Source organism: Micromonospora sediminimaris, from assembly GCF_016863575.1.
In the GTDB taxonomy this organism is placed as follows: domain Bacteria; phylum Actinomycetota; class Actinomycetes; order Mycobacteriales; family Micromonosporaceae; genus Micromonospora; species Micromonospora sediminimaris.
Genome location: NZ_BOPD01000029.1, coordinates 1 through 26,263, shown reverse-complemented (window position 1 = coordinate 26,263; position 26,263 = coordinate 1). Strand labels below are relative to the sequence as shown.

General features: G+C 67.9%; 24 protein-coding genes and 3 pseudogenes. 11 read left to right on the top strand and 16 right to left on the bottom strand.

Features of this window, described 5'->3' with window-relative positions; all coding sequences use genetic code 11:
* Window positions 1–50: 50 nt before the first annotated feature.
* The 3 genes and pseudogenes from Vse01_RS22280 to Vse01_RS22270 all read right to left on the bottom strand — a co-directional run.
* Window positions 51–986 (bottom strand): annotated as a pseudogene (locus Vse01_RS22280) (threonine ammonia-lyase); the annotation flags it as partial.
* A complete protein-coding gene (locus tag Vse01_RS22275) occupies window positions 983–2,455 on the bottom strand; it encodes an amino acid adenylation domain-containing protein (protein ID WP_093403214.1) in 1,473 nt (490 codons plus the stop codon). The gene Vse01_RS22275 and the pseudogene Vse01_RS22280, both read right to left, overlap by 4 nt.
* Window positions 2,452–3,399: an ornithine carbamoyltransferase gene (locus Vse01_RS22270; protein WP_093402964.1), complete on the bottom strand. Its 948-nt coding sequence runs from the start codon at window positions 3,397–3,399 to the stop codon at window positions 2,452–2,454. Before Vse01_RS22270 ends, Vse01_RS22275 begins: the two co-directional genes overlap by 4 nt.
* Window positions 3,400–3,577: 178 nt before the next feature.
* Here Vse01_RS22270 and Vse01_RS22265 point away from each other — a divergent pair, with 178 nt between their 5' ends.
* Both Vse01_RS22265 and ectB read left to right on the top strand, forming a co-directional pair.
* Window positions 3,578–3,775 (top strand): MbtH family protein, encoded by a 198-nt coding sequence (locus tag Vse01_RS22265; RefSeq protein WP_093402962.1) that lies wholly within the window; start codon window positions 3,578–3,580, stop codon window positions 3,773–3,775.
* A gap of 186 nt (window positions 3,776–3,961) precedes the next feature.
* Window positions 3,962–5,212 carry a diaminobutyrate--2-oxoglutarate transaminase gene (gene ectB, locus Vse01_RS22260; RefSeq protein WP_093403212.1) on the top strand — a complete coding sequence of 417 codons (1,251 nt, stop codon included), beginning with the start codon at window positions 3,962–3,964 and terminating at the stop codon, window positions 5,210–5,212.
* A 171-nt stretch (window positions 5,213–5,383) separates the two neighbouring features.
* Here ectB and Vse01_RS22255 read toward each other — a convergent pair whose 3' ends face one another.
* Window positions 5,384–6,604, bottom strand: coding sequence for a tetratricopeptide repeat protein (locus Vse01_RS22255; RefSeq protein WP_170863373.1), 1,221 nt, complete (start codon window positions 6,602–6,604; stop codon window positions 5,384–5,386).
* A gap of 131 nt (window positions 6,605–6,735) precedes the next feature.
* Between Vse01_RS22255 and Vse01_RS22250 the strand changes: the two genes are divergently transcribed.
* On the top strand, window positions 6,736–7,431 hold the full coding sequence (locus Vse01_RS22250; protein WP_093402959.1) for a proteasome protein: 696 nt from the start codon (window positions 6,736–6,738) through the stop codon (window positions 7,429–7,431).
* A 123-nt stretch (window positions 7,432–7,554) separates the two neighbouring features.
* On the opposite strand, the gene Vse01_RS22245 is transcribed toward Vse01_RS22250, so the two are convergent.
* Together Vse01_RS22245 and Vse01_RS22240 are read right to left on the bottom strand one after the other, a co-directional pair.
* Window positions 7,555–8,373, bottom strand: coding sequence for an MOSC domain-containing protein (locus tag Vse01_RS22245; protein ID WP_139233118.1), 819 nt, complete (start codon window positions 8,371–8,373; stop codon window positions 7,555–7,557).
* Between the two features lie 573 nt (window positions 8,374–8,946).
* The gene (locus tag Vse01_RS22240) at window positions 8,947–9,654 is read right to left on the bottom strand and encodes a TetR/AcrR family transcriptional regulator (RefSeq protein ID WP_093402955.1); all 708 of its coding nucleotides are present in this window, start codon (window positions 9,652–9,654) and stop codon (window positions 8,947–8,949) included.
* 162 nt (window positions 9,655–9,816) lie between these two features.
* Here Vse01_RS22240 and Vse01_RS22235 point away from each other — a divergent pair, with 162 nt between their 5' ends.
* From Vse01_RS22235 to Vse01_RS29455, 7 genes and pseudogenes are all read left to right on the top strand, one after another.
* Window positions 9,817–10,704: an SDR family NAD(P)-dependent oxidoreductase gene (locus Vse01_RS22235; protein ID WP_093402953.1), complete on the top strand. Its 888-nt coding sequence runs from the start codon at window positions 9,817–9,819 to the stop codon at window positions 10,702–10,704.
* A gap of 43 nt (window positions 10,705–10,747) precedes the next feature.
* A complete protein-coding gene (locus tag Vse01_RS22230; protein ID WP_093402951.1) occupies window positions 10,748–11,485 on the top strand; it encodes an SDR family oxidoreductase in 738 nt (245 codons plus the stop codon).
* A 114-nt stretch (window positions 11,486–11,599) separates the two neighbouring features.
* On the top strand, window positions 11,600–12,049 hold the full coding sequence (locus Vse01_RS22225; RefSeq protein WP_170863372.1) for a DUF1097 domain-containing protein: 450 nt from the start codon (window positions 11,600–11,602) through the stop codon (window positions 12,047–12,049).
* 33 nt (window positions 12,050–12,082) lie between these two features.
* Window positions 12,083–13,219, top strand: coding sequence for a PQQ-dependent sugar dehydrogenase (locus Vse01_RS22220; protein WP_093402948.1), 1,137 nt, complete (start codon window positions 12,083–12,085; stop codon window positions 13,217–13,219).
* Window positions 13,220–13,325: 106 nt separating this feature from the next.
* Window positions 13,326–13,550 (top strand): hypothetical protein, encoded by a 225-nt coding sequence (locus Vse01_RS22215; RefSeq protein WP_093402946.1) that lies wholly within the window; start codon window positions 13,326–13,328, stop codon window positions 13,548–13,550.
* Between the two features lie 40 nt (window positions 13,551–13,590).
* Entirely contained in the window at window positions 13,591–14,004 is a 414-nt protein-coding gene (locus Vse01_RS22210) for an aldo/keto reductase (RefSeq protein ID WP_275415522.1), read from the top strand.
* Between the two features lie 491 nt (window positions 14,005–14,495).
* Window positions 14,496–15,661, top strand: a pseudogene (locus tag Vse01_RS29455) (IS1634 family transposase); the annotation flags it as partial.
* 26 nt (window positions 15,662–15,687) lie between these two features.
* Here Vse01_RS29455 and Vse01_RS22195 read toward each other — a convergent pair.
* From Vse01_RS22195 to Vse01_RS29855, 10 genes are all read right to left on the bottom strand, one after another.
* Window positions 15,688–16,296, bottom strand: a complete 609-nt coding sequence (locus Vse01_RS22195) for a hypothetical protein (RefSeq protein WP_093402945.1) — start codon at window positions 16,294–16,296, stop codon at window positions 15,688–15,690.
* Between the two features lie 236 nt (window positions 16,297–16,532).
* Window positions 16,533–16,970, bottom strand: coding sequence for a hypothetical protein (locus Vse01_RS22190; RefSeq protein WP_198413154.1), 438 nt, complete (start codon window positions 16,968–16,970; stop codon window positions 16,533–16,535).
* A gap of 241 nt (window positions 16,971–17,211) precedes the next feature.
* Window positions 17,212–17,775: a sugar O-acetyltransferase gene (locus Vse01_RS22185; protein WP_093402944.1), complete on the bottom strand. Its 564-nt coding sequence runs from the start codon at window positions 17,773–17,775 to the stop codon at window positions 17,212–17,214.
* A 195-nt stretch (window positions 17,776–17,970) separates the two neighbouring features.
* A complete protein-coding gene (locus tag Vse01_RS22180) occupies window positions 17,971–18,699 on the bottom strand; it encodes a class I SAM-dependent methyltransferase (protein WP_093402942.1) in 729 nt (242 codons plus the stop codon).
* A 102-nt stretch (window positions 18,700–18,801) separates the two neighbouring features.
* Window positions 18,802–18,990 (bottom strand): hypothetical protein, encoded by a 189-nt coding sequence (locus tag Vse01_RS22175; RefSeq protein WP_093402940.1) that lies wholly within the window; start codon window positions 18,988–18,990, stop codon window positions 18,802–18,804.
* A 222-nt stretch (window positions 18,991–19,212) separates the two neighbouring features.
* Window positions 19,213–19,938 (bottom strand): DinB family protein, encoded by a 726-nt coding sequence (locus Vse01_RS22170; protein WP_093402939.1) that lies wholly within the window; start codon window positions 19,936–19,938, stop codon window positions 19,213–19,215.
* A 447-nt stretch (window positions 19,939–20,385) separates the two neighbouring features.
* Window positions 20,386–21,432, bottom strand: coding sequence for a LacI family DNA-binding transcriptional regulator (locus tag Vse01_RS22165; protein WP_232511154.1), 1,047 nt, complete (start codon window positions 21,430–21,432; stop codon window positions 20,386–20,388).
* 116 nt (window positions 21,433–21,548) lie between these two features.
* On the bottom strand, window positions 21,549–24,032 hold the full coding sequence (locus Vse01_RS22160; protein ID WP_170863371.1) for an alpha/beta hydrolase-fold protein: 2,484 nt from the start codon (window positions 24,030–24,032) through the stop codon (window positions 21,549–21,551).
* Window positions 24,033–24,540: 508 nt separating this feature from the next.
* Window positions 24,541–25,104 carry a GNAT family N-acetyltransferase gene (locus Vse01_RS22155; protein WP_275415521.1) on the bottom strand — a complete coding sequence of 188 codons (564 nt, stop codon included), beginning with the start codon at window positions 25,102–25,104 and terminating at the stop codon, window positions 24,541–24,543.
* Window positions 25,105–25,213: 109 nt separating this feature from the next.
* Window positions 25,214–25,816, bottom strand: a complete 603-nt coding sequence (locus Vse01_RS29855; protein WP_139233117.1) for a hypothetical protein — start codon at window positions 25,814–25,816, stop codon at window positions 25,214–25,216.
* A 117-nt stretch (window positions 25,817–25,933) separates the two neighbouring features.
* On the opposite strand from Vse01_RS29855, the pseudogene Vse01_RS29850 reads away from it, so the two are divergent.
* Window positions 25,934–26,263 (top strand): annotated as a pseudogene (locus Vse01_RS29850) (tyrosine-type recombinase/integrase); the annotation flags it as partial.

Sequence of the window (26,263 nt, the reverse complement as noted above, 5' to 3'; positions counted from 1 at the left end):
AGACAGCGCAGGGAAGAACATGCAGACTCACCGGTTGACGCCGGCAGCAGTTCTGCCGGAGGTTCTTCTGTTTTCTTCGTGCTGCTGCCGGCCGTGCCGTTTCCACCCGAAACAATGACGACCGCACGGCCGGCAGATCCGCGCCGTAGCGCGCCGGCCAGCGCTACCGCACCGCTTGGTTCCGCGCTGACACCGGCACGGCGAAGAACACCCAGCGCGTGGGTGATCGCCTCGTCGGTCACGCCGATCAGATCGTCGACCCGGTGCCGAATGATCGGCCAGGGAACCGCACCGGGTCGTTGCCCACGCAGGCCGTCGGCGATCGTCATGGACGGCGGCAGCTCGATCGGCGCACCCTGGGCGACGGAAACGGCGTAACGGCGGGCGGACATCGGCTCCACCCCGACGACCCGCACCCGCTGGGACAGCGCCGACGCCGCCAGGCAGACGCCGGCCAGCAGGCCACCACCGCCGGTCGGTACGAAGATCGTCGTGACGCCCGGCACCTGTTCGAGCACCTCAAGCCCGACCGTGCCGGCCCCGGCCACCACCAACTCGTCGTCGGAGGAAGGCACGAAGACCGCCCCGGTCGCCGCGGCGATGTCCGCGGCCCGACGGTCACGTTCGACCACGCCGCCGGTCACCTGGACCACGCTGGCGCCCAGCGCCCGGATCGTCCGGGCCTTGCCGTCGCTGGCCCCGGCGGCCATCACGATCGTCACCCTGATGCCCAACGCGGCACCGAGCATGGCGACGGCGATGCCGTGGTTACCGGAGGAACCCGCGACCACCTCGTCCGCGTACCGGGCAAGCATCGCGTTCGCCGCGCCCCTGATCTTGAACGAGCCGCCGCGCTGGCGGTGCTCGGCCTTGACCAGCACCCGCGAATCCAGCGCCAGCACCGGAGTGCGATCGACCAGGCCGGTGATCCGGTCGGCGGCCAGGCGTACATCCGCGAGGGTGGGCCCGACGCCTGTCGTCCTCATGGCCCGTCCACGGTGACCGCCCGGCGGTCGGTCTTGCCGCTGACCGTCGTCGGTAGGCGGTCGATCCGGGCGAACCGTCGCGGGATCATGTAGTGGGGCAACGTCATCGCCAGGTGGGCGCGCAGCGCTGCGTCCGTCACCTGCCCCGACGCCGCGGCGACGTGCGCGATGAGGAAGACCCGGCCGCCGGCATCGGTACCCGAGGTGACCACCGCGCCGGTGACGGCGGGATGGGCCAGCAGCGCGCCCTCGATCTCAGCCGGGTCGATCCGGTAACCCCGGACCTTGATCTGCCGGTCGATGCGGCCGAGATACACGAGGTCACCGTCGGGCAACCGACGCGCCAGATCCCCGGTGCGGTACATGCGCGCGCCGGGCGCGCCGTGTGGGTCCGGCAGGAACCGGTCCGCGGTCAAGCCCGGTCGGCCGCTGTAGCCGCGCGCGACTCCACATCCACCGATCCACACCTCGCCGACACCGCCGTTCGGCACGGCGTGCAGCTCGTCGTCGAGCAGATGCACGCTCACGCCGTCGATCGGTGTTCCGATCAGGTCGACAGTCGTGTCCGGGACCGCCGGCACGGCGAAGCGGGTCGAGGTCATCGTGGTCTCGGTGGGGCCGTACTGGTTGATCAGCCGTCCGGGCACCCGGTCCCGGCCACCGGCGACGAGGAACGGTCGCAGCGACTCACCGCTGGACACGGTCAACCGCAGGTCGGGCAGATCGCTGTGCCGCAGCGACGTCAGAAAGGTCGGGGTGGCCGACAGGATCGTGTTCACGCCCCACCTGCGGAGGGCCGCGACGAACTCACCGGCGCGCAACAGGGTGGAGCGCGGCGCGAGGACCACCTGCCCGCCCGCGACGAGCGGGGCGAACGTGTCGCGGATCGAGGCGTCGTACCCGAACGGCGCGAGTTGCAGCACCACGGTGTCCGGACCGAGTTGGTAGTCGGCGACGACGAACCGCAGGTAGTTGGTGACGCCACGGTGCTCCAGCAGTACCGCGTTCGGCGGCCCCGACGAACCGGAGGTGTGACTGACGTAGGCCAGCGATCGGGGCGACACCGGTCGCAGGGGCGCCGACGCGTCAGGCGCGTCGACGAATACGGTGGGGCCGTCGATGGCGAGGTCGTGCTGCCCGGCCCGGGCCGGTGTGGTGACCAGGAACCGGGCCTGGGCGGTGCGGACCATCGCCGCCAGTCGCTGGTCGGGCAGCTCGGTGTTGAGGGTGAGGAAGGCGCCGCCGGCCCGAAGCACGGCCGCCATCGCGATGACGGCCTCCGGGCCCCGGTCGACCATGACCGCGCAGACCTGCTCCGGTCCGACGCCCCGGGCCACCAGCGCCCGGGCCAGCCGGTCGGTCCGGGCGGCGAAGTCCTCGTAACACAGGGCGGTGTCCGGGGTGACGATCGCCGGTGCGTCGGGCCGGGTCGTGGCGTGGGTCAGGATGTCGTCGAGAAACGTGGTCACAGCCCCGCTCCGCCGCTCGGCCGGTCGGTGGCGCACCACTCCAGGACCGCCCGGGCGCTGTGGTACTTGTTCTCGGCCTGGGCGAAGGCGATGCTGTCGGGCCCGTCGAGCACCGCCCCGGTCACCTCCTCGCCCCGGTGCGCCGGCAGATCGTGCATGAAGACCGCGCCCGGACAGGCCGCCATCAGCGCCTCGTTGACCTGGAACGGGGCGAACTCGGTACGCCAGTCGGGCGTCGGCTTCGTCGAACCCGTCGTCTGCCAACGGGTGGTGTAGACGACGTCGACCGCTGGCAGGTCGGACACGTCGTGCCGCTGCTCGACACGTGCGCCGCTGCGCCGGGCGGACACCGCCGCCTGATCGAGGTAGCGCTGCTCCACGCCGTACTCGGCCGGGGTACGCAGGTGCAGCTCGGCGCCGGGATACCGGGACAGCGCGAGGGTCAACGCCGAGGCGGTGTTGTTCCCCTCCCCCACGTACAGCACCCGTACGCCCTCGACCCGGCCGAAGTGCCGGAGGATCGTGGTGAGGTCGGCGAGGGCCTGCGTCGGGTGTTCGACCGCGCTCATCGCGTTGATCACCGACATGCGCTTCTGGGCGGCGTACGCCCGCAGCTCGGACTCCGGACCGACCGTGCGGGCGACCAGGACGTCGAGCATGCCGGAGAGCACCGCGCCGGTGTCCTCCACCGACTCGCCGGTGGCCAGTTGCAGGTCGTTCGGGCCGTACGTGATCAGGCCGGCGCCGAGACGCAGCGCACCGGCGGAGAACGCGGTCCGGGTACGGGTGGAGGTCTTACGGAACAGCACGCCGACGACCGCCCCGGACAGGGGCTGGTCGGCTCCCGCGGAACCACGCGAGTACTCGGCGCCGCGCTGGACGAGCCAGCGCAGTTGGTCGTCGGAGAGGTCGTCGATGGAAATCAGGTGGCGTCGCTCGGTCATGCCGAGCCCCCTTCCAGGTGGCGATCGGCCGTGACCCCAGAGCCTGCGCGAGGTGCGGACCGTCGAACAGGGACGGAGTCGCACGACGCGTCTGCGTATTCGTCTCTATGGGCGGTACGCGTGGGCCCGGCAACATCGGGCTCAGCTATTCGGATCACCCGACCATGCCGGAGGGGTCATGACTGACGACGGTGTCTACCGCGTCGTGCGCAACGACGAGGAGCAGTACTCGATCTGGTGGGCAGACCGGGAGCTGCCGCTCGGCTGGACCGCCGAAGGGACGTCCGGGTCGAAGCAGGAGTGCCTGGATCACATCGGAAAGGTGTGGTCGGACATGCGGCCGCGAAGCCTGCGGGAGCAGATGGCCAGGGCCTGACGGCCGAAGTCCGCACCACACCACACCTCATGCCGCCCCGTCCCGCCGAACACGGCGTGCGGCGGGGCGGCAGCACAACGTCTCGCCGCCGAGGGCCGGCAGCTCAGCGCCGTGGACGCAGACAGCTACATCGACGCGACTCCGAAACCGTGGTGGACGGGCAGCTCCAACTCCGAGGGAGAAATCATGATCGCCCCGACAATTGAGTCCGAGGTCCGTAGTTACTGCCGAAGCTGGCCGGTCGTGTTCGACCACGGGCGTGGCAGCCGGATGTTCGCCGACGACGGCCGCGCCTACCTTGACTTCTTCGCCGGCGCCGGTGCCCTCAACTACGGCCACAACCATCCGACCCTCAAGCAGGCCCTGCTGGACTACCTGGAGCGGGACGGCGTCACCCACAGCCTCGACATGCTGACCGCCGCCAAGCAGGACTTCCTCACCGAGTTCGCATCCCAGGTGCTCGTTCCCCGTGGCCTGGACTACCGCGTGCAGTTCACCGGGCCCACCGGCACGAACAGCGTCGAGGCCGCCCTCAAACTCGCCCGCAAAGTGACCGGACGCCACACCGTCGTCGCCTTCACCGGCGCCTTCCACGGCATGTCACTCGGGTCACTGGCCCTCACCGGAAACGCCGCCCTGCGCGCCGGCGCCGGCGTTCCACTCGGAAACACCTGGCGCGTCCCGTACGACGGCTTCGCCGGTGGTCAGGTCTCCGGGCTCACCCTGCTCGACACCATGCTCGCCGACAGCAGCAGCGGAATGGACCTACCGGCCGCCGTCATCGTGGAGACCGTGCAGGGCGAAGGCGGCATCAACCCGGCCCGCGCGATCTGGCTCGCCGACCTCGCCGAGCTGTGCGCCCGTCGCAACGTGCTGCTGATCGTCGACGACATCCAGATGGGCTGCGGTCGCACCGGCCCGTTCTTCAGCTTCGAGCACGCCGGAATCACCCCCGACATCGTCTGCCTTTCCAAGTCCATAAGCGGGTACGGCCTGCCGATGTCCCTCACGCTCTTCCGCCCCGAACTCGACGTGTGGCAACCCGGCGAACACAACGGCACCTTCCGCGGCAACAACTTCGCCTTCGTCACGGCCGCCGCTGCGCTCAAGGAATTCTGGGTCGACAGCAAACTGGAGAAGCAGACAGCGGAACGGGACATCCTGCTGGAGGACTGGCTCGCGGAGCTCGCCGAGCGACACCCGGCGCACATCGCGACCTCCCGTGGCCGGGGCCTGGTGTGGGGCCTGGCCTTCCGGGAGCCGCACCTGGCCCGACGAGTCGCCCAGGAGGCGTTCTCCCGTGGGCTGCTGGTGGAGAGGTCCGGGTCCACCGACGAGGTGGTGAAGCTGATGCCGCCCCTGACCCTGACTGACGACGAACTGGCCGAGGGCCTCGGCATCCTGGAGCAGTCGGTGGCGGCAGCGGTCACCCGCTGAGCCGCACCCCCGCCGTACCCGGTGGGTCCCTTGCCGAACCCGAGATCCGGGCAACTTTCCTGTTGTTGCTGCCTCAGCCCGACCCCGAGGCAGCAGGAGCAGGGAAGTTGCCCCGGATCTGAGGCCATGCCGTCGCGGCCGTGCAGGTCGTGTCACCGCAGGAGCATCCGGTCAATCGGAGGCAGCGCTCCGGGGAGCCTGCCGTTGCACGAAGAGATCTGCCTCCAGCAGCCGGCCCGAGAGCCGACCCGCCTCGTAGATCTCGTCGGCGGTCATCCTCGGCACGATCTCGTGGGCTTCGTGTATGCCGTCACCGCTGCCGACATTGAGCATGGTGAGATACCACCGAAGTGCCTGGACGAGGTTGATCGGCCCGCCGAAGCCGTCGCGGTACCAGCAGGCTGCCGCGAACATGCTGCCCTTGTCACCGGACTCGGCGCCCCGCACGTACCACCTGAGCGCCTCCTCGTCCAGGTCACGCTCGCTGAGCCGGTCGCCTAGCAGCGGATACGCCTCGGAGATCCCGGCCTCCGCCGCGCGCCGCAGCCAGTGCACCGCCTCGGGCGAGCTACCGGACAGCACACCGAGGTTGAACGCGGCGAAGCCGTCGCCCGCGTCGGCGGCGGCCTGGTAGAGGGTGGCCGCCCGGACATCGTCCTGCTCCACTCCCAAGCCGTGCTGGACGAGGTAGCCGAGGCTGCGCTGGGCGATCGGATCGCCTTCCTGTGCCGGGACGGTCAGCAGCTCCGCACCACCCGCCGGATCATCGAGCTGGAAGGCGCGGATCACGCCGAGCATCGTGCGCGCCCGGCTGTCAACCCGGACCAGTTCCTGCAGCTTCGGCGCGAGCAGCTGTAGCTCCTGCTCGGCCACCTCGACGCCCGCCTTGGCGGCCAGCAGATACCAGGACGCCGCCTCCGGTAGGTCCCCCTTGTGATACCCGAACAGCGTCCCCAAGTCATGCAGCGCCCGTACCTCGCCATCCGCCGCTGCCGACCGCCACTGCCGCTCCGCCTCGTCCTCGTCGACCGCCACGCCCTGCCCAGTCGCGTACATCAGTCCGACCATCCGGCGAGCAGACACGTCACCCAGCTCAGCCGAACGCCGATACCACCGGAGCGCCACCGTGAGGTCCTGGGCGACACCCCGTCCAGTGGCATACAGGACGCCCAGATTGTGGGCCGCTTCAGCGTTGCCCAACTCGGCCGCCCGCTCGTACAACTGGCCGGCCTTCACCGGGTCCGTCGGCTCGCCCTGACCGTTACTGGCCAACTGGCCCAGCAGCAGCAACGCCCTGTCATCCGGGCCAGCCAACTCCAACTGCTCACGAGCTTCATCGAACGCCCGCCGCTGCACAGCGAGCACCCCGCGGTCGTACGCCGGCAGTCTCACGCCAAGCAGTGTAGGGAGACCGGAGAGGGCTCTCGTTCGGGGCAGCGAACGGGCCGGCACCTGTCGGGGTGTAAGCAGGCGGGATGCCGGGTACCTCGCGCCCAACCCCCACCCCTGCCCTGGAGGACCCCATGACCGTCGTACTCGCCGTTGTCTGCAGCGACGGGGTGGTGATCGGCGCGGACTCCCAGATCACCGAAAGCGACCGCGGTCTGAGCTTCCCCGCCCGGAAGCTGCACCCACTGGGCTCCTGCGCCGCCTGGGGTGGCAGCGGCGCGCGCGGAGTTCTCAACGACCTGCGTCCCCTCCTTGAGGATTCGGCCACCGCCATCCTCGAAGCACCCGACATCGGCGACGAGTTGCAGGAACGCGTCCTGCCCGTCTTCAAGAAGCACTACGAGAACTACATCCCGGACGTGCCCGGAGAGGACGGCGGGGGTGGGGTGTCTGCGTACCTGCTCGCGGCCGGCTACAGCCAGGGCGCGCCATGGATCGTGGAGATCAACCCAAACGGGCTCATCGGCCGTTACGAAGACGTGGGCTTCCACGCCATCGGCTCCGGCGCACCCATGGCCCAGCAGGCCGGCGCGCTGCTGTCCCACTTCCGGATGACCACGCGCACCGTCGAGTACGGCGTGGTGGGCGTGCTACGGGTGCTGGAGGCGCTGGATCGGACCTCGCCGTCGGTCGGCGGGCCGTTCAACGTCGCGTGCATCCGCGAGGAGGGCGCCGACCACCTCGACGAGAAGGAGATCGCCAAGGCCCTGAAGGGCGTCCAGCGCTGGTGCGACCTGGAACAGGAAGCGCTCGACCGGCTGTTCGACTGACGCTGGCGGGCGACGGCGACGACCGGCATGGTGACGGCCCGTCGGGTCTCCACCATGACATGGGAGGCGAGTTTCCGGCTCGGGCGGATCGCCGGCACACCGCGCACCTTAGGGGGTGCCGCGTCAGGTGGCGATCATGACGCGGTCGCCAAGCCGCAGTACGCCCTCGCGTTGGACAGCGCCGTAGGCGCCGACGCAGGTCAGTTTGCCCAGGTCGAAGACCGGAACCCGGTTGAGCCGTGCGGCTGTGCGTAGCACGGCTGGGTCGTCGGGCAGATCGGTGCCTTGGGCGAGGGTGGGCACCGCGCAGCGCGGGGTGGGTGCGACGATGCGGATCGCGGTCTGGGCGGCGACGGTCATGGTCTGGCCTTGCCAGGTGTTCTCCGCGAAGGGTGCGGGGTCGTCCAAGCGCACCACGATGTTCGGGCGGAACCGTCGCGGGTCCATTCGACCACCGGGGTGCCGCCGAGCCAGGGCGTCCAGGGTGGCGGTGGTGATCACGTGGACGGCGGCGAAGTCGACGAAGGTGTTGCCGGGGGTGCCGGCCGCGAGGCTGCTGTGGGTCACCGTTCCGGCGCCGGGCTCGGTCTGCGGGGTCAGCCGTTCCATGCTCGCGTCTTGCGGGAGGCTGTCGGTCAGCCGTACGGGTCGTCCCAGGGCTCGCGACAGCGCGGAGTTGGCGGTGGGTGCGCCGGTGTGGATCTGCTCGCCGTCCGGGCCGGTGACGACCACCCGGCCGTCCGGCTCGTGACGGGCGGTCATCGAGAGCAGGGCGTGCCACCTGCGAGGGTTCTTCGCGCTGGCGACCAGACCGGTCTCCTCGTCGATCAGGGCACAGCGGCGGTCGCCCACGACGCCCGAAGCGTCCAGGCGCGCCTCGATGAGACGCTCGCCGCACATTGACTTGACCGGGTACCGACCCAGCCACACCACTTCCCCCATGATCACCCCCAAGTCCGCGCTGTCCAAGATATCCGCGACCGCTCCCGTAGCGAGGTGGGCGAGGAGGAGTTGGTCGCGGTCGCGCACCGCAAGAGCGCCTTTCCCAGGCCCCACCGCACATCTGGCCGAGGTGGTTCGCGCACGGCCTGACGCGGCCAGTCATCGTGACCGTGGGCAGCGGCTTCGATCCAACATCATCCGGTGGCTGTCCTGCAGACGAGATCGCAGTGCGCGCAGGTACCCAGCCCTCGGGAAGAACACAAAGCCGCGCGCTCATGCCGAAAGTAGTGCGTTTGCAGCGACTTGCTGTGGTTAGTCTTACTGGTCGCCCTCATGACGCTCGCTTGCTCGGACTACGAGCTCGCGAAGACCCCGGATAATCTCGATCGCGCTGATTTCTCGGCAGGGGGCAAGACCGGGTGGGAGGGCGTTCGGCTATCAGTGCTCCCAGCACACCGCCGCCTGGCTGGCAGGCCCGCCCCGCTCCGGACGGCAGCCAAATTCCGTTCGCGCTGATACTCCTCAACGTCGTCGACGGCGCGATCACCGGGATCGTTACCTACCTCCGAGGGGTCACCGGCGATCCGTACGGCCGGCTCGGGTGATCCGGCCCAGCCACTCGCCGAGCAGTGCCCGTTCGGCCTCGGTGAGGACGGTGGCGTCGTCGAGAGTGGCGTGTAGGGAGACCGCGGCATTGATGAGCCCGGTGTGAGGTGCCGCGGTGGTGGCATCGCTGGTGACGGTGGCGAGTACCGATTCGCGGGCCATGGTGGACAGGCTGAGGTCGCGGTCGTGCGGCGGCATGGCGATCAGGGTGAGCGTCACGCCCTTGCCGGTGGAGTGGATGAGTTGTGCCGCGCGTTCCTCGGTGACCGTGAGGCGGCCGGCCTGGGCGATGCGTCTCACCAGGTGGGCGAGGATTTCGGCGGCTTGTCTGGCGGCCGTGGGTTCGTGGCCGGGGCGGGCTTCGCCGAAGATGAGGGCGTAGAACCAGGGCTGGGCAAGGCCGAAGCCGACGTGCAGGTCCCAGCCGGCGCGCAGGTCCTCGACAGGGTCGTCGGTCTCTTCGAGCGCTGTCTTGTCCGCCAGGTAGGTGGCGAGGCCGAAGTTGCCGGTGGCGTCCAGCAGGCCCTGCATGTCACCGAAGAGGCGGTAGATGGCGGGAGCCTGGACGCCGGCCGCCGTGCACACCGCGCGCGTGGAGACGGCGTCGCGCCCACCCTCGGACAGCAGCTTCGCTGCGGCCTCGATGATGCGCTCTCGCGTGGATGTGCCCGCCACGGCCGTAATGTACAACGACTTCCCCCTGCTCCCGCGCGTGGATCCGTCGCTGCCGACGCGTCATGACCGTCTCCGGTATCGGTGCTATCACTATAGCGTTATCGGTGTTATGGTAGCAGCATTAACGCCAAGTCGTTAAAGACGATACTAAGAAGTGTGGTCATGTCCGTTGTCCTGGTCACCGGAGCCGCCACCGGAATCGGTAACCTCGCCGCTGCGGCACTCGCGCGGGCGGGGCACACGGTGTACGCCACCATGCGTGATGTCGAGGGCCGCAACGCCGATCACGCTGCGACGGCGCGCGACCGAGCGCGGCAGGAGCGGCTCGACCTGCACGTCATCGATCTCGATGTGACGTCACAGGAGTCCGCCAACGCGGCTGTGCGCACCGTGGTGGAGCGGCACGGCGGCCTGGACGTCGTGATCAACAACGCTGGGCACCTGTACGTGGGCTACGTCGAGGCGTTCACGGACGACGACGTCATGCACCTCATCGACGTCAACGCCATCGGCGCGCACCGGGTCAACCGCGCGGTGCTGCCCCACTTCCGCGAGCGGCGGGCCGGAGTACTGATGTACGTCGGCAGCACCATCCCCGTCACAACCCCACCGTTCCTCGGCCCCTACGTGGTGTCCAAGGCCGCCATGGACGCGCTGGCCGTGGTCACCGCCTACGAGGCCAACGCCTTCGGTATCGAGACGGTCATCGTGATGCCGGGTGCAATCACGGAGGGCACCGAGCACTTCCCGAACGCCAGCCGCGCCACCGATCAGCACGTGGCCGCCGCCTACTCCGCGCTCGACCCGCTCGTCGAACGCAACGAGCACGCCACCGCCACGCTGCTCAAGCACCCGCTGATGGGTGCGGCAGGTGTCACCGAGGAGATCGTGCGGGTGCTCGGGCTGCCGTTCGGCGCCAAGCCCTTTCGCACCGTCATCGACGACGCCCACGCCGGTGTGGAGCGCGTCAATGACATCGCGTTCGAAACCCGCGCGGAGTTCGTCCGCCGGCTGGGCTTCGCCGAGCTGCTGGCACCGGCCCGGTTCTGACCACATTCACCGGCACCGTTCAACTGAGGAAAGGAACACCATCATGTCCACGAACCAGAACCGGGTGGCCGTCGTGACCGGCGGGTCCCGGGGGATCGGCCGGGCCGTCGCGGAACGACTGGCCGCGGACGGCCAGCACGTGGTGATCGCGTACGCCGGTAACGACGTCGAGGCCAAGTCTGCGGTCGCAGCGATCGAGAAGGCCGGTGGCCGGGCCGGCGCCATCCAGGCGGACGTGGCCGACGAGAAGGCGGTGAGCAGGCTGTTCGACACCGCGGAGCAGTGGTTCGGCCGCGTCGATGTGGTTGTCAACGCCGCCGGGATCATGATTTTGCGGCCGGTCGCTCAGCTCGACCTCAACGAGTTCGACCGCATGCACCGGACGAACGTCCGTGGCACCTTCGTCGTCGCCCGCGAGGCCGTCGGCCGGTTACGCGAAGGCGGCGCAATTATCACGTTCTCCACCTCCGTGACCCGGCTCAACCTGCCCACCTACGCCGCGTACGCCGCCAGCAAAGCCGCCGTCGAGGCGCTCGTCCCGATCCTGGCCAAGGAAATGCGTGGCCGCGACATCACCGTCAACGCCGTCGCGCCCGGCCCCACCGCGACCGCACTGTTCCTCGACGGCAAGAGCGAGGACCTCATCGAGCACATCGCCAGCCAGAATCCGATGCAGCGGCTCGGCCGCCCCGAGGACATCGCCGAGGTGACCTCCCTGCTCGCCGGACCGGGGCGCTGGATCAACGGACAGACCATCTACGTCAACGGCGGCGCCGCGTGACGCCGAGTCCCACGCGCCATACCCGAGACACAGGAGGAAAGACTCATGGCTGAGCACACCGTCCCCCCGTCCGCCCATCCGACAGCAGCGACCACGAAGTCGCGTAGCAGGTTCGTGCGATTTACTCTCGTGGCCGCCGTCGTCGCCGCCAGCGCAGCGTTGCTCAGCGAGGGGCTGGGGCTGCACGCCTGGGCGATGTTCGTCGGCTGGATCGTCTGGTTCACCCGGCCCACCTCCGCCACCCTGGGGCTGCACTCGATGGTCAGCCTGTGGGCAGGCCTGCTGCTGGCCGTCGCGGGGCACGTCATCGTCGGCGTCCTGGCCCCGGCCATCGGGCAGGCCGCGCTTCCGGTCGCTGTGTTCGTGCTGGCCTGCGTCGCGGTCGGTATGCGCACCACACCCGTCCTCGACAACATGCTCGCTTGGTTCCTCGGCCTCGTCGCGTTCTTCGCCCTGCATCCGGACAACGTGCTGACCGGCGTCCTCACACTCGTGGCCGCCAGCGCCATCGGCGCCGGCGCGGGCTACGCCTGCCAGCGCCTGCAGCGGCGATTCGCCTCCTGATCGAGGCACACCGGAACGCGGGGAGGAGAAAGCATGTCCAGATCAACGCTCGCACGGTCGTCACTGGTCATCAGCATGGCCGTGGCGCTTGCCCTGCCCGCCTGCTCATCCGACCCGGCGGCCGAACCAACCGCCGGCCCCGAACGGTCGCCCGGCCGCAGCAGCGGCCCGGTAGCGACACTCGGTACACCCACCGAACTCGTCACCGGACTCCGAGCGCCGTGGGGTCTCACCTTCCTGCCAGACGGTTCCGCACTGGTCTCCGAGCGGATCACCGGCGAGATCCGCCGCGTGCCGGCCGGCGGCGGGACGGCGCAGACGGTCGGCGTCGTACCCGACGTCGTGGCCAGTTCCGAAGGCGGCCTGCTCGGCATCGTCGCATCCCGGACCTTCACCACCGACCGGACAGTTTACGCCTCGGTCTCCGGAGAGCGGGAGAACTCGATCGTCGCGCTGCGCATCGCCGACGACTTCCACTCGATCAGACGGGAACGGGTGCTGCTCAACGGCATCCAGACCGCCGACCGCCACCACGGCGGCCGGATCGCGATCGGGCCGGACGGCAACCTGTGGATCGGCACCGGCGACGCGTTCGACCCTCGGAACGCCGCCGACGACACCACGCTCAACGGCAAGATCCTGCGCATCCGCCCGGACGGCTCGATCCCGCCGGACAACCCGTCACCGGACTCACCCATCTACTCCTCCGGACACCGCAACGTCCAAGGCATCGCGTTCGGGCCGGACGGCGCGGCGTACGCGTCGGAGCTGGGCCACCGGACCTGGGACGAAATCAACGTGCTGCGGCCGGGCCGGGACTACGGCTGGCCCGAGACCGAAGGCATCCATGGAAGCACCGGAGAACGGCCGATCCTCACCATGCACCCCGACGACGCCTCACCGTCCGGCGTGGCCCACGCCGCCGGCTCACTGTGGATCGCGGCGCTAGGCGGCCAGCGACTCTGGCAACTGCCGGTCACTGCAGGCGCCCCCGCGGGCAACGCGGTCCAGCACTTCGAGGGCGACTACGGCCGTATCCGTACCGTCGAAGTCGCCCCCGACGGAGCCCTCTGGCTGACGACCTCCAACACCGACCGCGCGACCTGGGGCGGCACCGAAGCGCGGCCCGGCGACGACCGCATCCTGCGGGTCGAGGTCCGACAGGGCTGACCGGTCCGCTCGGGCTACTGAGGGTCGGCTCGGGTGGGCTCCGGTATCAGCTGGTCACGGCGCGAGGGGGTTGAGGTTATACCCCCGATAGACGCGACCTTCTCCGGTGGCGGCGATCGCGGTCTTCTGGGTGCGGGGCGTCCTCGACGGCCCTCGCGAGGTGGCCGTCGAGGGCCAGCAGGATCGGCGCACCCGGCTGCCGTCCGTCGTCCACGTGCTGGCGTTGGGCACGCTTCTGATGATCATGGCGACGCCTTCCGACGGCGCTGGCGGCCGGGGCGTTCACGACGTCGACACGGCGGAAGAACGAGCAATGGAGGTAGGGACATGACGAGCAAGACGCTGACAGTGCCGGCGGTGGCGCTGGGCACGTGGGCCTGGGGAGACAGCGGCGAGGCGGGCGACGGCTATTTTGGCAGCCAGCTGTCTGCGTCGGCCTGCGAGAGGTCGTCGAGAAGGCGCAATCGAGCGGGTTCACCATGTGGGACACCGCGATGGTGTACGGCATGGGTCGCTCGGAGACGGTTCTCGCTCAGGCGCTAAAGGGGTATGCCCGCAGCGAATACCAGCTGTCTACAAAGTTTACCCCGCAGGTCGCGGGCGACGGCGACGATCCGGTCGCGGACATGCTGGAGCAGAGCCTCGACCGAATGGGCACAGGCTTTGTGGATCTGTACTGGATCCACAACCCTGCCGACGTGGCCCGTTGGACGCCGCTTCTGATTCCACTGCTGCAGAGCAGCAGGATCAGGCATATCGGCGTCTCGAACCACACCACAACATGAACGAGATCGCTCTTGCCGATTAGATCCTCGGCGGGGCCGGCTTCCGTGTGGAGGCAGTCCAGAACCACTACAGTCTCCTGTACCGGAGTTCTCAGCGCTCGGGCATTCTTCGTCACTGCCGCGAGCACGACGTGCGGTTCTTTCCTAAATGGTCCTTGAGCAAGGGGCGCTGACCGGCAGGTACAGCCATAGGTTGCCGGATGGCAGCAGAAGGGCGGGAGTGTGCAACGGCATCCTGCCTCAGCTGCAGGAGCTGACGGACCGGATGCGGACGATCGGCGCGGACCGAGGCGCGTCCGCCGCCGATGTCGCCACCGCATGAGCCATCGCCAAGGGGACCACCCCGATCATCGGGGTCAGAAGGCAAGTTACATCGACGGGTTGGTCCGAGCTCGCGGCATCGAGCTCGCCGACGAGGAGATCGCGGAGCTGGAGGCGCTGGCGGATGCCGCGGACGTCGACACGCGCGGCTTCTGGGAGCACGAGATGTAGCAGTCGCCCGACCTCGCGCCCCCGTCTTCGCGAAGGACGCGTGGCGGCAATAGCTCGCCGCCGCGTGCGCGACCCACGCCGGGTTGGGCCCGGCCAGCCTGGTGCTCTACGACGTGTCGACGCTGTACTTCGAGACCGACGCCGGCGACGGGTTCCGCGAACCCGGCTTCTCCAAGGAACGCCGTCTGGACACGCAGATCACCATCGGGCTGCTGACCGACGCGGCCGGGTTCCCGTTGATGGTCAACGCATTCGAGGGCAACACCGCCGAGACGACCACGATGGTGCCGATCATCCAGGCGTTCGTGGCCGCCCACCCAACTGCCGACGTGACGGTCGTGGCCGACGCCGGCATGATCTAGGCGACCAACCAGCAGGCGATCGAGGCCGCCGGGTTGTAATTCATTCTCGGCGCCCGCATCGCCGACGTGCCCTACCTCGTCACCGCCTGGCGCACGAAGCACCCGACGAGGAGATCCCTGACGGGCAGGTGTTCACCCAGCTGTTCACCCAGTTCTGGGCCGGGCTCAGCGGGCAGCGCCGCGACCAGGTCATCCACTACCAGTACCGGGCCGACTGGGCCTGCCGAACGCTACGCGGGATCGACGAGCAGATCGCCAAGGCGGAGAGGCCGTTGCCGGCAAGGCCACCATCAAGCGCAACCGGTTCGTCCACCTGGCCGGCGGCACCCGCACCATCAACCGGGCCTCGGAGGCCAAGGCCGAGCCGTGGCGGGCTGAAGGGCTACGTCACCAACCTCGCCACCTGCCCGGACGGCACCCCGGTCACGGCGCAGTTCGTCATCGACGCCTACCACCGACTGGTCCAGATCGAGAAGTCGTTTCGGATGTCCAAGCACGACCTGCAAGCCCCGCCGATCTACCACCGGCAACGTGACTCCACCGACGCGCACCTGACCATCATGTTCTCTGCACTCGCGGTCAGCCACTGAATCGAAGACCGCACCGGCTGGTCAATCCGCAAGTTCGTCCGCACCGCCCGCCGCTACCGGACCATCGAAATCCAAGCCGGCGCGCACACCGTCACCGCCGTCGACCCAGCAGCCAGCGACGCGGAGAAGATAACGGACGGAATCCGCTTTCCGGGTTCGCCCGGACTGCGTCTAAGCTGCTCGCGGCGTACGGATCTGCCGCCGATGGTGTGATGGTCGCCGATCGGAGGCGCCAGATTTCAGGCGCGCTCGAAGGTGAGGTCGAAGTCTTTCCGCCAGGACTTGCCGGTGTCCTCGGACGCCTCCCAGCGGCCGAGGATCCGGTCCTTGTCGACGTTGGCGATGAACCGCTGGTGGAAGTCCGGGTCCTCACGGGTCATCGTCCAGTGTTCGCCGTCGAAGGTCATGGCGAACTCGCGACAGACGCCGCGGTCGTCTTCATAGAGCGCGACGAACCGATCGTTCGCGTCGCTGCGTCCGAGGACGAGACTCATCTCGGAACGCGTCTGGCCGCCCCCGCCGAACTGCGACCGCACGACCAGTAGTGACTCCCCGAGCCACTCGATCCTGGTGATGCCCGGCACCTCGGCGCCTGGCGGTTCGAGGAAGAAGGCATCCGAAATCTTCGTCGCCCATTCGCCGACGAGCCCGCCCAGCTTCGCCATCTCGGTATTGCGCATCGTTTCATCCCATCGGTCCGACGTACGTGATGCGTCGGCGCCCAAGGCCAGCGCCGGCCCGCGGAAGCGAAACACCACCGTGCTGGACCGATCAAGACCGGTGACCAGCACGGTCCGCTCGCGGCGGCGTAACTCGCGGAAGGTGCTGATGCCACAGCCGACGTCCACAGTCGTCTCGGCCCCAGGCAGCGCCGCAGGCCAAGGACCATCGTATGCGACGCGGGACCGGTGCGCGGACTCCACAGCAGCAGGGGCAAGACCTCGGACGCGGCTGTTCAGCAGCAGTGCCTCGCGCTGACCGATGGTCGCATGCCGTCGGATCACTCACATGTCGCGATCGTTCGTCACCTTGAGGGGACGTTCATCCTTGCGAGCCGACGGCGTGATGATGTGGCCTCCCCTGCTCAGCGAACTGTCGCCCGCAGCGCTTCTTCGTACTGGAGGCGATCGAAGGTGACGGGAAGCAGTTCCTGGTAGCCCCAATCACGATGCCCGGTGCGATAGCCAGACCAGTTGACCGTGTCCTCAGCAACCGTGACCATCGCGGTAAACGGCCAGCAGCCCCAGTCACCGCAGGTACACCCCAGTAACACGGTGTCGCCGTCACCGAACCAGCTCAGCACCGGATCACCGAGATAGTGCCGACTCGGCCAGCGCACGCTGTCGCCCAGCAGCCCCGCATAGCTGCCCGCGAGGTTGGGTTTCCCTTCTCGCCGCGCAAAGGGCAGCTCAGCTGTGCGAACCATGTCAGGTAGGGATATGTCATTAAGGTACGGAACGAGTGTCGGGAACATCCCGACGCCGAGCTCCTGCTCGATGGTACGGAATTCGATACGTTCCACGAGCCCAAGGCTAGAATCCTGTGCCCTGACGTGGTCGGGCGCCCCGTGTCATTACTGCCCCGGGTCGTTGCTAGCACGGCGGGCAGGGCACGGTTCCGCAGCGGATCGCACGCACACATGCCGCCTCCCGAGCGCGCCGCTTGCCAGGGTCTCATCGCTGCCTGCACTGGCCGGTGGACCGGATGACGCCAGCTACCGCCTTCCCGTCAAGTAGCCGATGTGCGTGGGTGAGCCGCAGGTTTCAGGTTGCGGTAGACGCTGGCTTGAGACGCTTTCGCTCGACAACGCTTGTTGCCGTCACCACACTCAGCGGCGGCACGTCCTTCGCGACAACGGCGCCCGCGCCGACGACCGAGCCCCGACCGATTGTCACTCCAGGGGTGACCGTGACCGCGGCACCGATCCACACATCATCCTCGATGACGATGGGCGCGTGCGTGATGAAGTCGTACCGCTCGTGGAGCTCGACGGGATGTCCGGCCGTGCTCAGAGTCACTCGGGGACCAATCAGGACGCGGTCACCGATGGTGATACCCCCGTAGTCGAGAAAGAAGCATCCCTGGTTGATGAACACGCGCTCTCCAAACGATGCTCCAAGCCCGTAGTCGCAGTAGAACGGAGGCAGGATGGACAGCGAGTCAGGGATCGGTTTACCGAAGATCTCGGTCAGCACCGTCCTGCGTGCATCGAGGTCGTCAAACGGCAGCACGTTGAGGCGCGAGGTCAGGTTCATGACGAGCTGTACGCGCTGCCCGAAGGCTCGGGACTCGGGCGTCCGTGTTCGTAGCCGTTCCTCGTTGCGCACGAGACGATCCTGGCACGGCGAGTCAGAGACTGCGTGACGACCCAGGCAGGGAATACATCACTCCATGATCGTTGGCTCCTCATCAAACGTCCGGATTTAGCCGCAGACCGGGCGTCACGGAGCGCAGCCGCTGCCCATGGGCAGGCGCGAGGACACGCCCGAGAAGGGTGCGACAATCGTTCAGTGTTGGGGCGGTCAGTGCGTTCGTTGCGCCACGAACACGTACTCCCGCCCAGGACGGTCTGGGGCGTCGCGGACGTCGATCGTGGTAAAACCACTGGTCACCAGGGTCTCCTCAACCTCTGCTTGACTGCGGAACCTGAGGGTGGAGTCCGACTCCACCGAGAAGCCGTCAGAGGCGAAGGTGTACGTGTACCGGAAGGAGACATATGGCAGCGCCACCCTGGTGACTTCCATACGCCGTTCGACCTCACCGATGCCAGGAAGATTTCGGGTGGCCGGGTCAGTGTCGACGACCCATTCCTCCCAGGCACGGCGCTGCGGGCGTCTCGTCTCGAACACGAGGTGGCCGCCGTCGCGTAGCGCGCCATGAATGCCCTGGAGTGTCGCGCTCCAGTCATCGTCGTCAAGGAAGACTTGAGCCACGTTGCCGGTCATCAGCGCGATGTCAGCTGACAGCGCGGGGAGCGTCGTGGCATCCCCGTGGAGCCAGGTGACCGATGCGGCGCCGGGTTTGGATACCGCCGCGTCCAGGGAGGCAGCGGCGGGATCAACGCCGGTTACATGTCGTCCACTTCTCGCCAGCAGGATGGCCAGGGATCCCGTACCGCATCCGATGTCGAGCACGTGCCGGGCGTCGAACTCGTCGACGATGCGAAGATATGCGTCGAGGTCTGCGCGGTCGCCATCGAACGCATCATAGACAGGCGCGAGGCGCGGGTGGGTAAAGATCGCGTCGGGCATGGCACAGAACCGTAGCGATAAGGAACGTCCGCGACCAGCAATAATCGACGCGGTTGCGATACCGCTCATGCCGCACCAAACGCGGCGGCCTGATGTACTACGTTACCGCTTCTGTGCTCGGTAAGCCCGGAGCAGCGCGGTAATCTTGGCGTAGTTGCGGGCGCCGTTCAGCTCATTGATCAACTCGTCTGGGCAGAGCTCATAGAGTTCGCCCCACCACCGGCGAGCCCGGTTGTCCCAGATCCGGTAGCCGCCATCAACGCCCCTCGCCACGTACCTTCGCCTCGCCACCGGTGGCAAGGTATCAATGTCGTTACCCGACTGCATGCGGTTTGCGGCTATCCAGTTCGGCACGCTCATCTGGCCGCTGAGAACGCGCGCTCGGCCTTGTCTCCACCCGCACCGGGCTCTCCCTCCGACACCCGCTGTAGTCACCCTCGGGGACGTAGCGGGCCTTGGCCGCAGCGACACCGGATCTCCCGGGAGGTAAGCAGCAAGCTCAGAGTTCAATCATCAACCCGGCGAAGACCCCTGGCGCGACAGTTTGTCCAGGTCACGCTTGCAGAACCGGTGGTGTTCCCATTCCTCGTTGAGCACAGTGCCGAGGCATTGCCGCACTGTCCGCCCCTTGGCGTACGGGGGCCATCTGTCGTCGTCCGGGACCGGCGCGGTCTTCGCGAGCTGATCAGGCGTGACTTCGGCCAGCCATGTCTCGATCTCTGAAGCCTGCCGGACTCGTACCGCGAGCACCTCGTCGAGGCTCGGTTGGGCTGACGGATCGAGCCCATCCTCCTGGCCCGAGACCAACGGTGGACCCAGTCCCATGGCCGTGAACGGCTCGGTGAGCCCGAGCACGCAGCGTCGGAACCAAGAGTCGTGCACGAAGACAAGGTGGCGCAGGGTGTCGACCATCGACCACTCGCCGTCGACGCCGCGATGTTCGCTGTCCTCGGGCATGGACCGAACCCGCTCGGTAGTCCTCGCCCAATCGTCGCGCAGTTGCTGCCAGGCATCTCGCAGGTCGTCCGGCTGATCGGAGCGGATCAGCAGCCGTACCGGGTGACGACGGTCGAGTTCCGCCTCGACGTACGACATCACTTCGACCCCGTTGACCACAAGATTGGTGACCAGGCCGTCGATCTCGGTGCCCTGCATGACCACGCCGACCATCCGCGCTCTACTCAGGTCGCACTCGCGGAACTCAGCTCCGGTCAGGTCCTCATCCTGGAAGCGTCGCATACAAACAGGCTAGGTCGTACCGCACACGCAACGCCCGGATCTGGCCGCCGATCGTGCGTGCTCTCCCCCTGTGGTGGGCTTCGCCGTCAGTAGCAGCCGGAGCTTCCGGCGAGGTGCGGACCTTACGATTGCTCTGGCGGCCGCACGTGCGGAGCCAGGCGGTTGTCGCGCCAGTAGCGGTAGACCCAGTCCGGGTACCACCTCAACCGACGGCCATCACCGCGGGCATCGAGGAACTGCTCGCCATGCCAGCGGACGTACGAGCGCGGGCAGCGGCGGGCCCGGGGCTGAATGTCCGCCGCCGGCCAGGCTTGCCCGTGCCGCCGTCCGGGCGTCACGGTACGTGCCGGCGTGCAGTTCCAGTCCGGCCGATCTGAGGGCGACGGTTGACCGCTTGGGCCGAAGGGCGCCGGCGTAGCAATTGCGCAACCGGTGTGGCAGGACACCTCAGCGCAGCGTCGACTGCCGCTGGATCAGCTCGAAGTCGACGACCATCCTCCGGGGCGCCGGCTGCTCCTCTCGCGGCACGCCGTCGAACTGGAGCTGGATCCGCTCTTCCAACAAGGCGACTGCCTGGTGTGCGATCACGTCGCGTCCGGGGTCGATGGTGCTCAGCGGAGGTCGGGAGTAGTTCGCTTCGTCGATGTTGTCGAAGCCGATCAGCAGGACGTCCTCGGGAACCCGTAGGCCGCGGTCCTGAAAGGCGGCGAGCGCACCCAGCGCGAGTGTGTCGGCGAACGCCACAACCGCGTCGGGTTTGACACCGCTGTCAAGGATGCGAGCGATCGTCGTGGCGCCGGTGGAGTGGAAGTAGTCGGGTACACCGATGATCGCTCGTGGGTCGACGTCGAACCCTCGTGACTGGAGGGCGTCCCGGAAGCCCTGGAACCGCAGGGTTCCGCTGCTCGGCGACGGGTCGTCCTTGACTCCGAGGGGAACTACCGTGGTCGCACCCCGGCCCAGCACGTGCTCGGTCGCCGCACGTGCTCCCTCGACGTTGCTCATCGTGACGTGGTCGAGGCCGCCATCGAACACCCGCTCGCCCAGGAGCACGAGGGGGAAGTCGACGTCGAACAGCGGAAGGTCTTTCTCGCCCAGCGCGAGCGGGGAGTACAGCACGCCGTCGAAGCGTGACCGGTAGCTGCCGTCCAGTACCCGCAACTCGCGGTCGCGCTCGGCGTTGGTCTGCTCGATGAAGACGGTCAGACCTCGCCTGGATGCCTCTCGCATGACGGCGTCCGCAAGTTCGGCGAAGTACACAACGCGCAGCGACGGCAGCACCAGAGCGATCGCCCCGGTCCGGCCTCGGCTCAGGTTCCGCGCCGACACATTCACGTGGTAGCCCAGCTCACGGATCGCGTCGTCCACCCGCTCGCGGGTTTCCGGACGCACGTACTGATAGCCGTTGAGGATGTTGGACACCGTCTTGATCGACACCCCGGCGAGTCGGGCGACGTCGCGCATCGTCGCCGACCTGTTGGTCTTGCGTGCCACAGCCCCTCCCGCCGCCCGTCGATCCGTCGGCCAGGGTATAAGACTGCACCATTCACAACCCCAGACGCAGCGGCCGGCCCGCCCGATCCGGGGCGCGCCGGCCGCGTGACGCGAGGTCAGTTGATGGTCAGGGCGATGGCGTGAACGGGGCCGCGGACCGGGTCGATCTGCAACTCGTAGGCACCCGGGGAGAGCCCGCTGGTGTCCCAGTGGAAGACGTACTGGTTTCTTGCGGCGCTGTAGCGCGCGGTGTTGTCCGCCCTCTTCTGGACGGGTGTGGCCGGGACGCGGTTGCCGGCCACGCCGTCGGTCTTCTTCACGAGGTAGAGGCGCGGCCGCGCGTCGGTGACCGTCTCGCCGTCTGCGCCGGTCAGGGTGAACTTGACCGGGACGGCGCGTCCGGCTTTGACGATGTCGGAGCCGTCGCCGGCCAGGGGTGGCCGCACCCCGCCGAACCGGTGCTCGGGCGCGAAGATCCGCGGCACGAAGTCGATCAGATTCGCCATCCAGATGTCGAAGCCATGTGGTCCGACCCAGGTGCCGGCGTACTCGTACTCGATGCCCTGGGAGGTCAGCCACTGCATCGTGTTCTGGGTGAACGTGTACGTGAAGTCGATGTCACCGGAGTACAGCCGTGCCAGCTTGGTGCTTTCGTTGACCGCCTGTACGTCGACGCCGCTGGGGTAGGAGAACAGGAACCCCGAGAAGACACCGACGTAGGCGAACTCGCCCGGGTGGCCGAGCCAGGTGCCGAGGGTGTTCATGCCTCCCCACGACAGACCTGCGAGCGCCTGCTCATCCGGATCAGTCGAGATGTTGTACTTTTCCGCAGCGGTTGGCATCACGTGCTGGTTGAGGTCGGTCCAGAAGTCGACGCCGTTCTGGTCGGGCATGACCACAACCATCGGCACCATTGTCCCGTTGAGGTAGCTGTTGTCGAGAATCTGCTTGGCACGCCCGGTTTCGAGCCAACTGCCGTAGTTCTGGCCCCCGCCGTGGTACAGGTACAGCACCGGGTAGGCAGCTTCGCGGTCAGCATCGTAGCCAGGCGGCGTCCAGACGTACGCGTAGCGCTCTGCGCCCTGGCCTCCGTCGTAGGTCATCAGCGAGACCGTGCCGCCCCGGCCTTCGGGGACATCGGCCAGCATCGCGTCGGACTTACCCGGCACGAAAAGCTGCGACTCCATCACGTGGGTGTTGACGGTGTCGGCCGGGTCCTTCATGTCGACGCCGTCGACCACGTACCGGTAGTAGTAGTAGCCGTCGAGCGGTCCAACCGTGATTCGCCAGCGGCCGTCGGGCTGCTTCTCCATCGGGATCCGGAACCATTGGCCATTCGGAGCCCAGTTGCCCCAGATCGTGACGTCCTTGGCGCCAGCCCACTGGGTGCCGGTCTCGAACGTGACGATGCCGTGCCGGTCGATGTGCGGGATCGTGATCGACCCGGCCGCAGGGGGCTCGTACGGCCTGGTCAGCGCGCGGTGTCCCTTGCTGGCGCCGTGGCGGACGCCCTTTTGTCCGAAGAGCCGAGCGGCGAAGTCTCGCAGGTTCTCCCGCCACGCGTCCCAGGTGGCGCCGTCGTCGGGGTTGACGCCGTCGAACTCGAACCTCACTCGGGACTTCTTCAGGTCCAACAGCAGGTCATAGTTGTCGTTGTAGGACGGATCGAGCGTGTTGCCGACGTACACCCGGAGCAGTTTGGTGCCCTTGTTGATCGCCTTGGCCTCCGCCTTGGTGATCGGGCCGTCGACAGAGCCGGAGAAGGAGCCGACGTAGGCGAACGCGCCGGGATCGCTGCGGAGGATGCTGATCGCCTGCTCGGCACCCGTGGCGACACCGGCCAGCGCCTGACTCCTGGGCCGGGACGAGATGTTGTAGCCGGCCCGTGCTGCGGGGACGACGGCGTCGAGCAACTCGGCGCGGGGGTCGGCGGAATTGGCGTCAGCCATCACGACCACCATCGGCTTGGCGTCCCTGCCTGCGACCAGGTTGTCGAGGATCTGCTTCGCCCGGCCAAGTTCCAGCCACTCACGAGCTGTCTGACCCTCGCTGCTCAGCAGGTACAGGACCGGGTACGCCTCGGCCCGGGCCGAGTCGTAGCCGGGCGGCGTCCACACCAAGGCGGTACGGTCCTCCGCCGCTGTCGCGCTCGGGTAGAACAGTTCCTCCACCGTCCCGCCCGCGGCGATGTCGTCCATCCACGCGACCGACTCACCGGGCACGAAGAAGGTGTTCCAGTTTGGCTTCGACGTCACCGCCACCGGGCTGCCAGGCTGGCGGAAGGACACCTTCGACCTGTCCTGCATCGTCGCGGTGTACTGGTAGTAGTACAGCCCGGGATCGAGCGGACCGACGTTCGCGGCGTAGTCCGAGCCGCTCGGGTCGAGCGCGAGCGCCGACCAGGTGCCGCTCGGGCCGATGTTCGCCTCCAGTTCGAGCGTTGCCGGCGTTCCGCCGACAATGCTGCTGGCCTGCGACTGCGGCACCTTGAAGTAGTGATAGACGTCGTCGTTCGAATGCCACGTGTCGGTCGCGGCAGCCGCCGGGGCGGCCGCGATGACTGACACCACCAAAGCCGCGGCTGCGACAAGGCTGGTCATTCGGGGGCCACTGCTGTGTGACATCGCGTTGCTGCTCCTCTCAGAGCGTCAAGGCCTCCCGCATCGAAGGCATGCGCCTCACCATCGAGATCGGCCACCGAAACCTCGCCGACAGCCGCGACAGTCCACATCCACACCAGCGCACTACTTTTCCTACACCGGTGTAGAGCGGATAGCAAGAGACACCTGTCGATGGTCGGCAATACTGGGACGAACCAGTGGCCTCTTCAGTGTGAACTCTCGGCAGGCCGGTCGGACCGGGCTCGATGCGAGGTCATCCGGCCTGGTTACGCCCGTTCCGGTCGGGTCCGGTCGGCACGGTTGCTGTACTTCGCTGCTGTACTTCCGACGGCTGCCGGGTCCAGCCGATGAAGCGTAAGTTCTAGGCGCTTCGTCCGGGGGAGTTCGTCGGCAATCCGCAGCCTCGCGCAGCTGTCGACGCTCAGCCGTCGACCAACGTCCTTGTCTCGGCTCGTTGCTGTCAGCTACCCGCGCCACGGAGTGCACGTCAGCCAGCGAGCGCCGCCGATCGTGACAGCCACTCCCGGGCCAACATCGCGAACACGAACCGGTCGGCCCACTCACCGCGAAACAAGTAGCTCTCGACGTGCCGCGCCTCGCACCGCATCCCCAGTCTGGTCATCAGCCGGGCCGACGCCTCGTTGCCGGCGTGGCACCGACCGTAGACGCGGTGCAGGCCGAACTCCTCAAAACCCCATCCCAGCAGCGCCCCCACCGCCTCGGTGGCCAGCCCTTGACCTGAGAACTCCGGATTGAAGACGTACCCAATCTCAGCGGTCTGGTCGGCCCGGCTCCGCCAGACCAGCTCGACAGTGCCAGTCACTCGTCCGTTCGCCTCGGCAGCCAAGCTCAAGACGTCACCCTCGACACGCAGCCCGTCCTCACCGGTCATCGCCGCCACCGACTTCTGCGACTGTTCACGGCTGCGCGGCTCGCTGCCGAGCATCCAGCGGCACACGTCGGGCCGGCGCTGGTACGCATACACGTCCTCCAGGTCAGCCATCGTGACCGGCCGGAGGGTAAGCCGGCGGGCGCGAATTGGGGTGAACACGGCCGCAGCGTACGGGATCCGGCCCGCGGCAACTGAATAGCTGGTCAGACGTTGAAGCGGACTCAAGAGCTCCGGCGCACCCTGTTCGTGATCGCCGCGGTGGTGCACTCTACTGGTAAGTCAGCGGCAGATACCGCTCCCGGCCGCTCTGCTCAGTCGTCTGCGTGAACCCGGCCGCCTCCAGGATCGCAGCGAACTTAGCCCGTCTGCGTCGACGAATGGAGACCAAAAATAGGGTGACAGACATCAGCGCCGCCCAGGTGACGGCAGCGACGCCCGCGGCGGTGGTGGGGGACGTCCCTCCTAGCCCGAGCCACACACCGAGGATCGCGCACAGCACGGTGAGGACGACATAGAGGAACCACGTTCGCTGCTTGTCGTCGTTCCAGCCCTCGAGGTCGTAGCTGATACGGGCCTTGAACAGATCCAGCACGTCGGCAGGCACGGGGGGCAGCGCGCCCCCGGTGGAAGCATCCGGGTACTGCACTCGGTTCCGCGCGGCCCTTTCGCGGGCCTGCGGACGGGGATCGGGTACGAAGAACAGCTGCGGTCCGCTGCGGTGTCGCTGCCGTGTGTCCGTGTACGCGTAACCAAATTGCTCGGCAACAGCGGCCATATGGGCGAGTGAGCGCAACGTGGCCACCCGCTCCACCTCCACCGGCTGCCCGCCGGCCATCTTCCGCAACATTTTCCGCACGTGCCGCTGTCCCACCAGCGATCCCCCATCACATCGTTGATCAGACTTGCACAGCCTCTCGCCCGGGAAGGCCGGAGGTCCATCCACCAGTGCCACGGTCCCGGTTGGGCTAAGCCACCGTAGCGGGTTCGAGAGGTGCGAAAGTTCCTGGAGTCCGCACGTGCCGACGAGGATCCCCTCTAGGCCGCGTACGCCCTGGTCCTCGTCACCGGCCTGCGTAAAGGTGAAGCCCTCGGTCTCACCTGGGCAGACGTCGACCTCGACGCCGGGGAGCTGACCATCGGCCGGCAGCTGCAACGCGTACGCGGGCAGCGCCTGCACCGCGACACCAAGTCCCAGGCGTCCGACGCCACCCTGCCGCTGCCCGACATCTGCTTAGCCGCTCTCAAGCTCAGATAGCAACAACGCGACGAGGTACGAGCAGCCGGCGGCAAGGCATGGCACGAAACGGACCTCGTATCC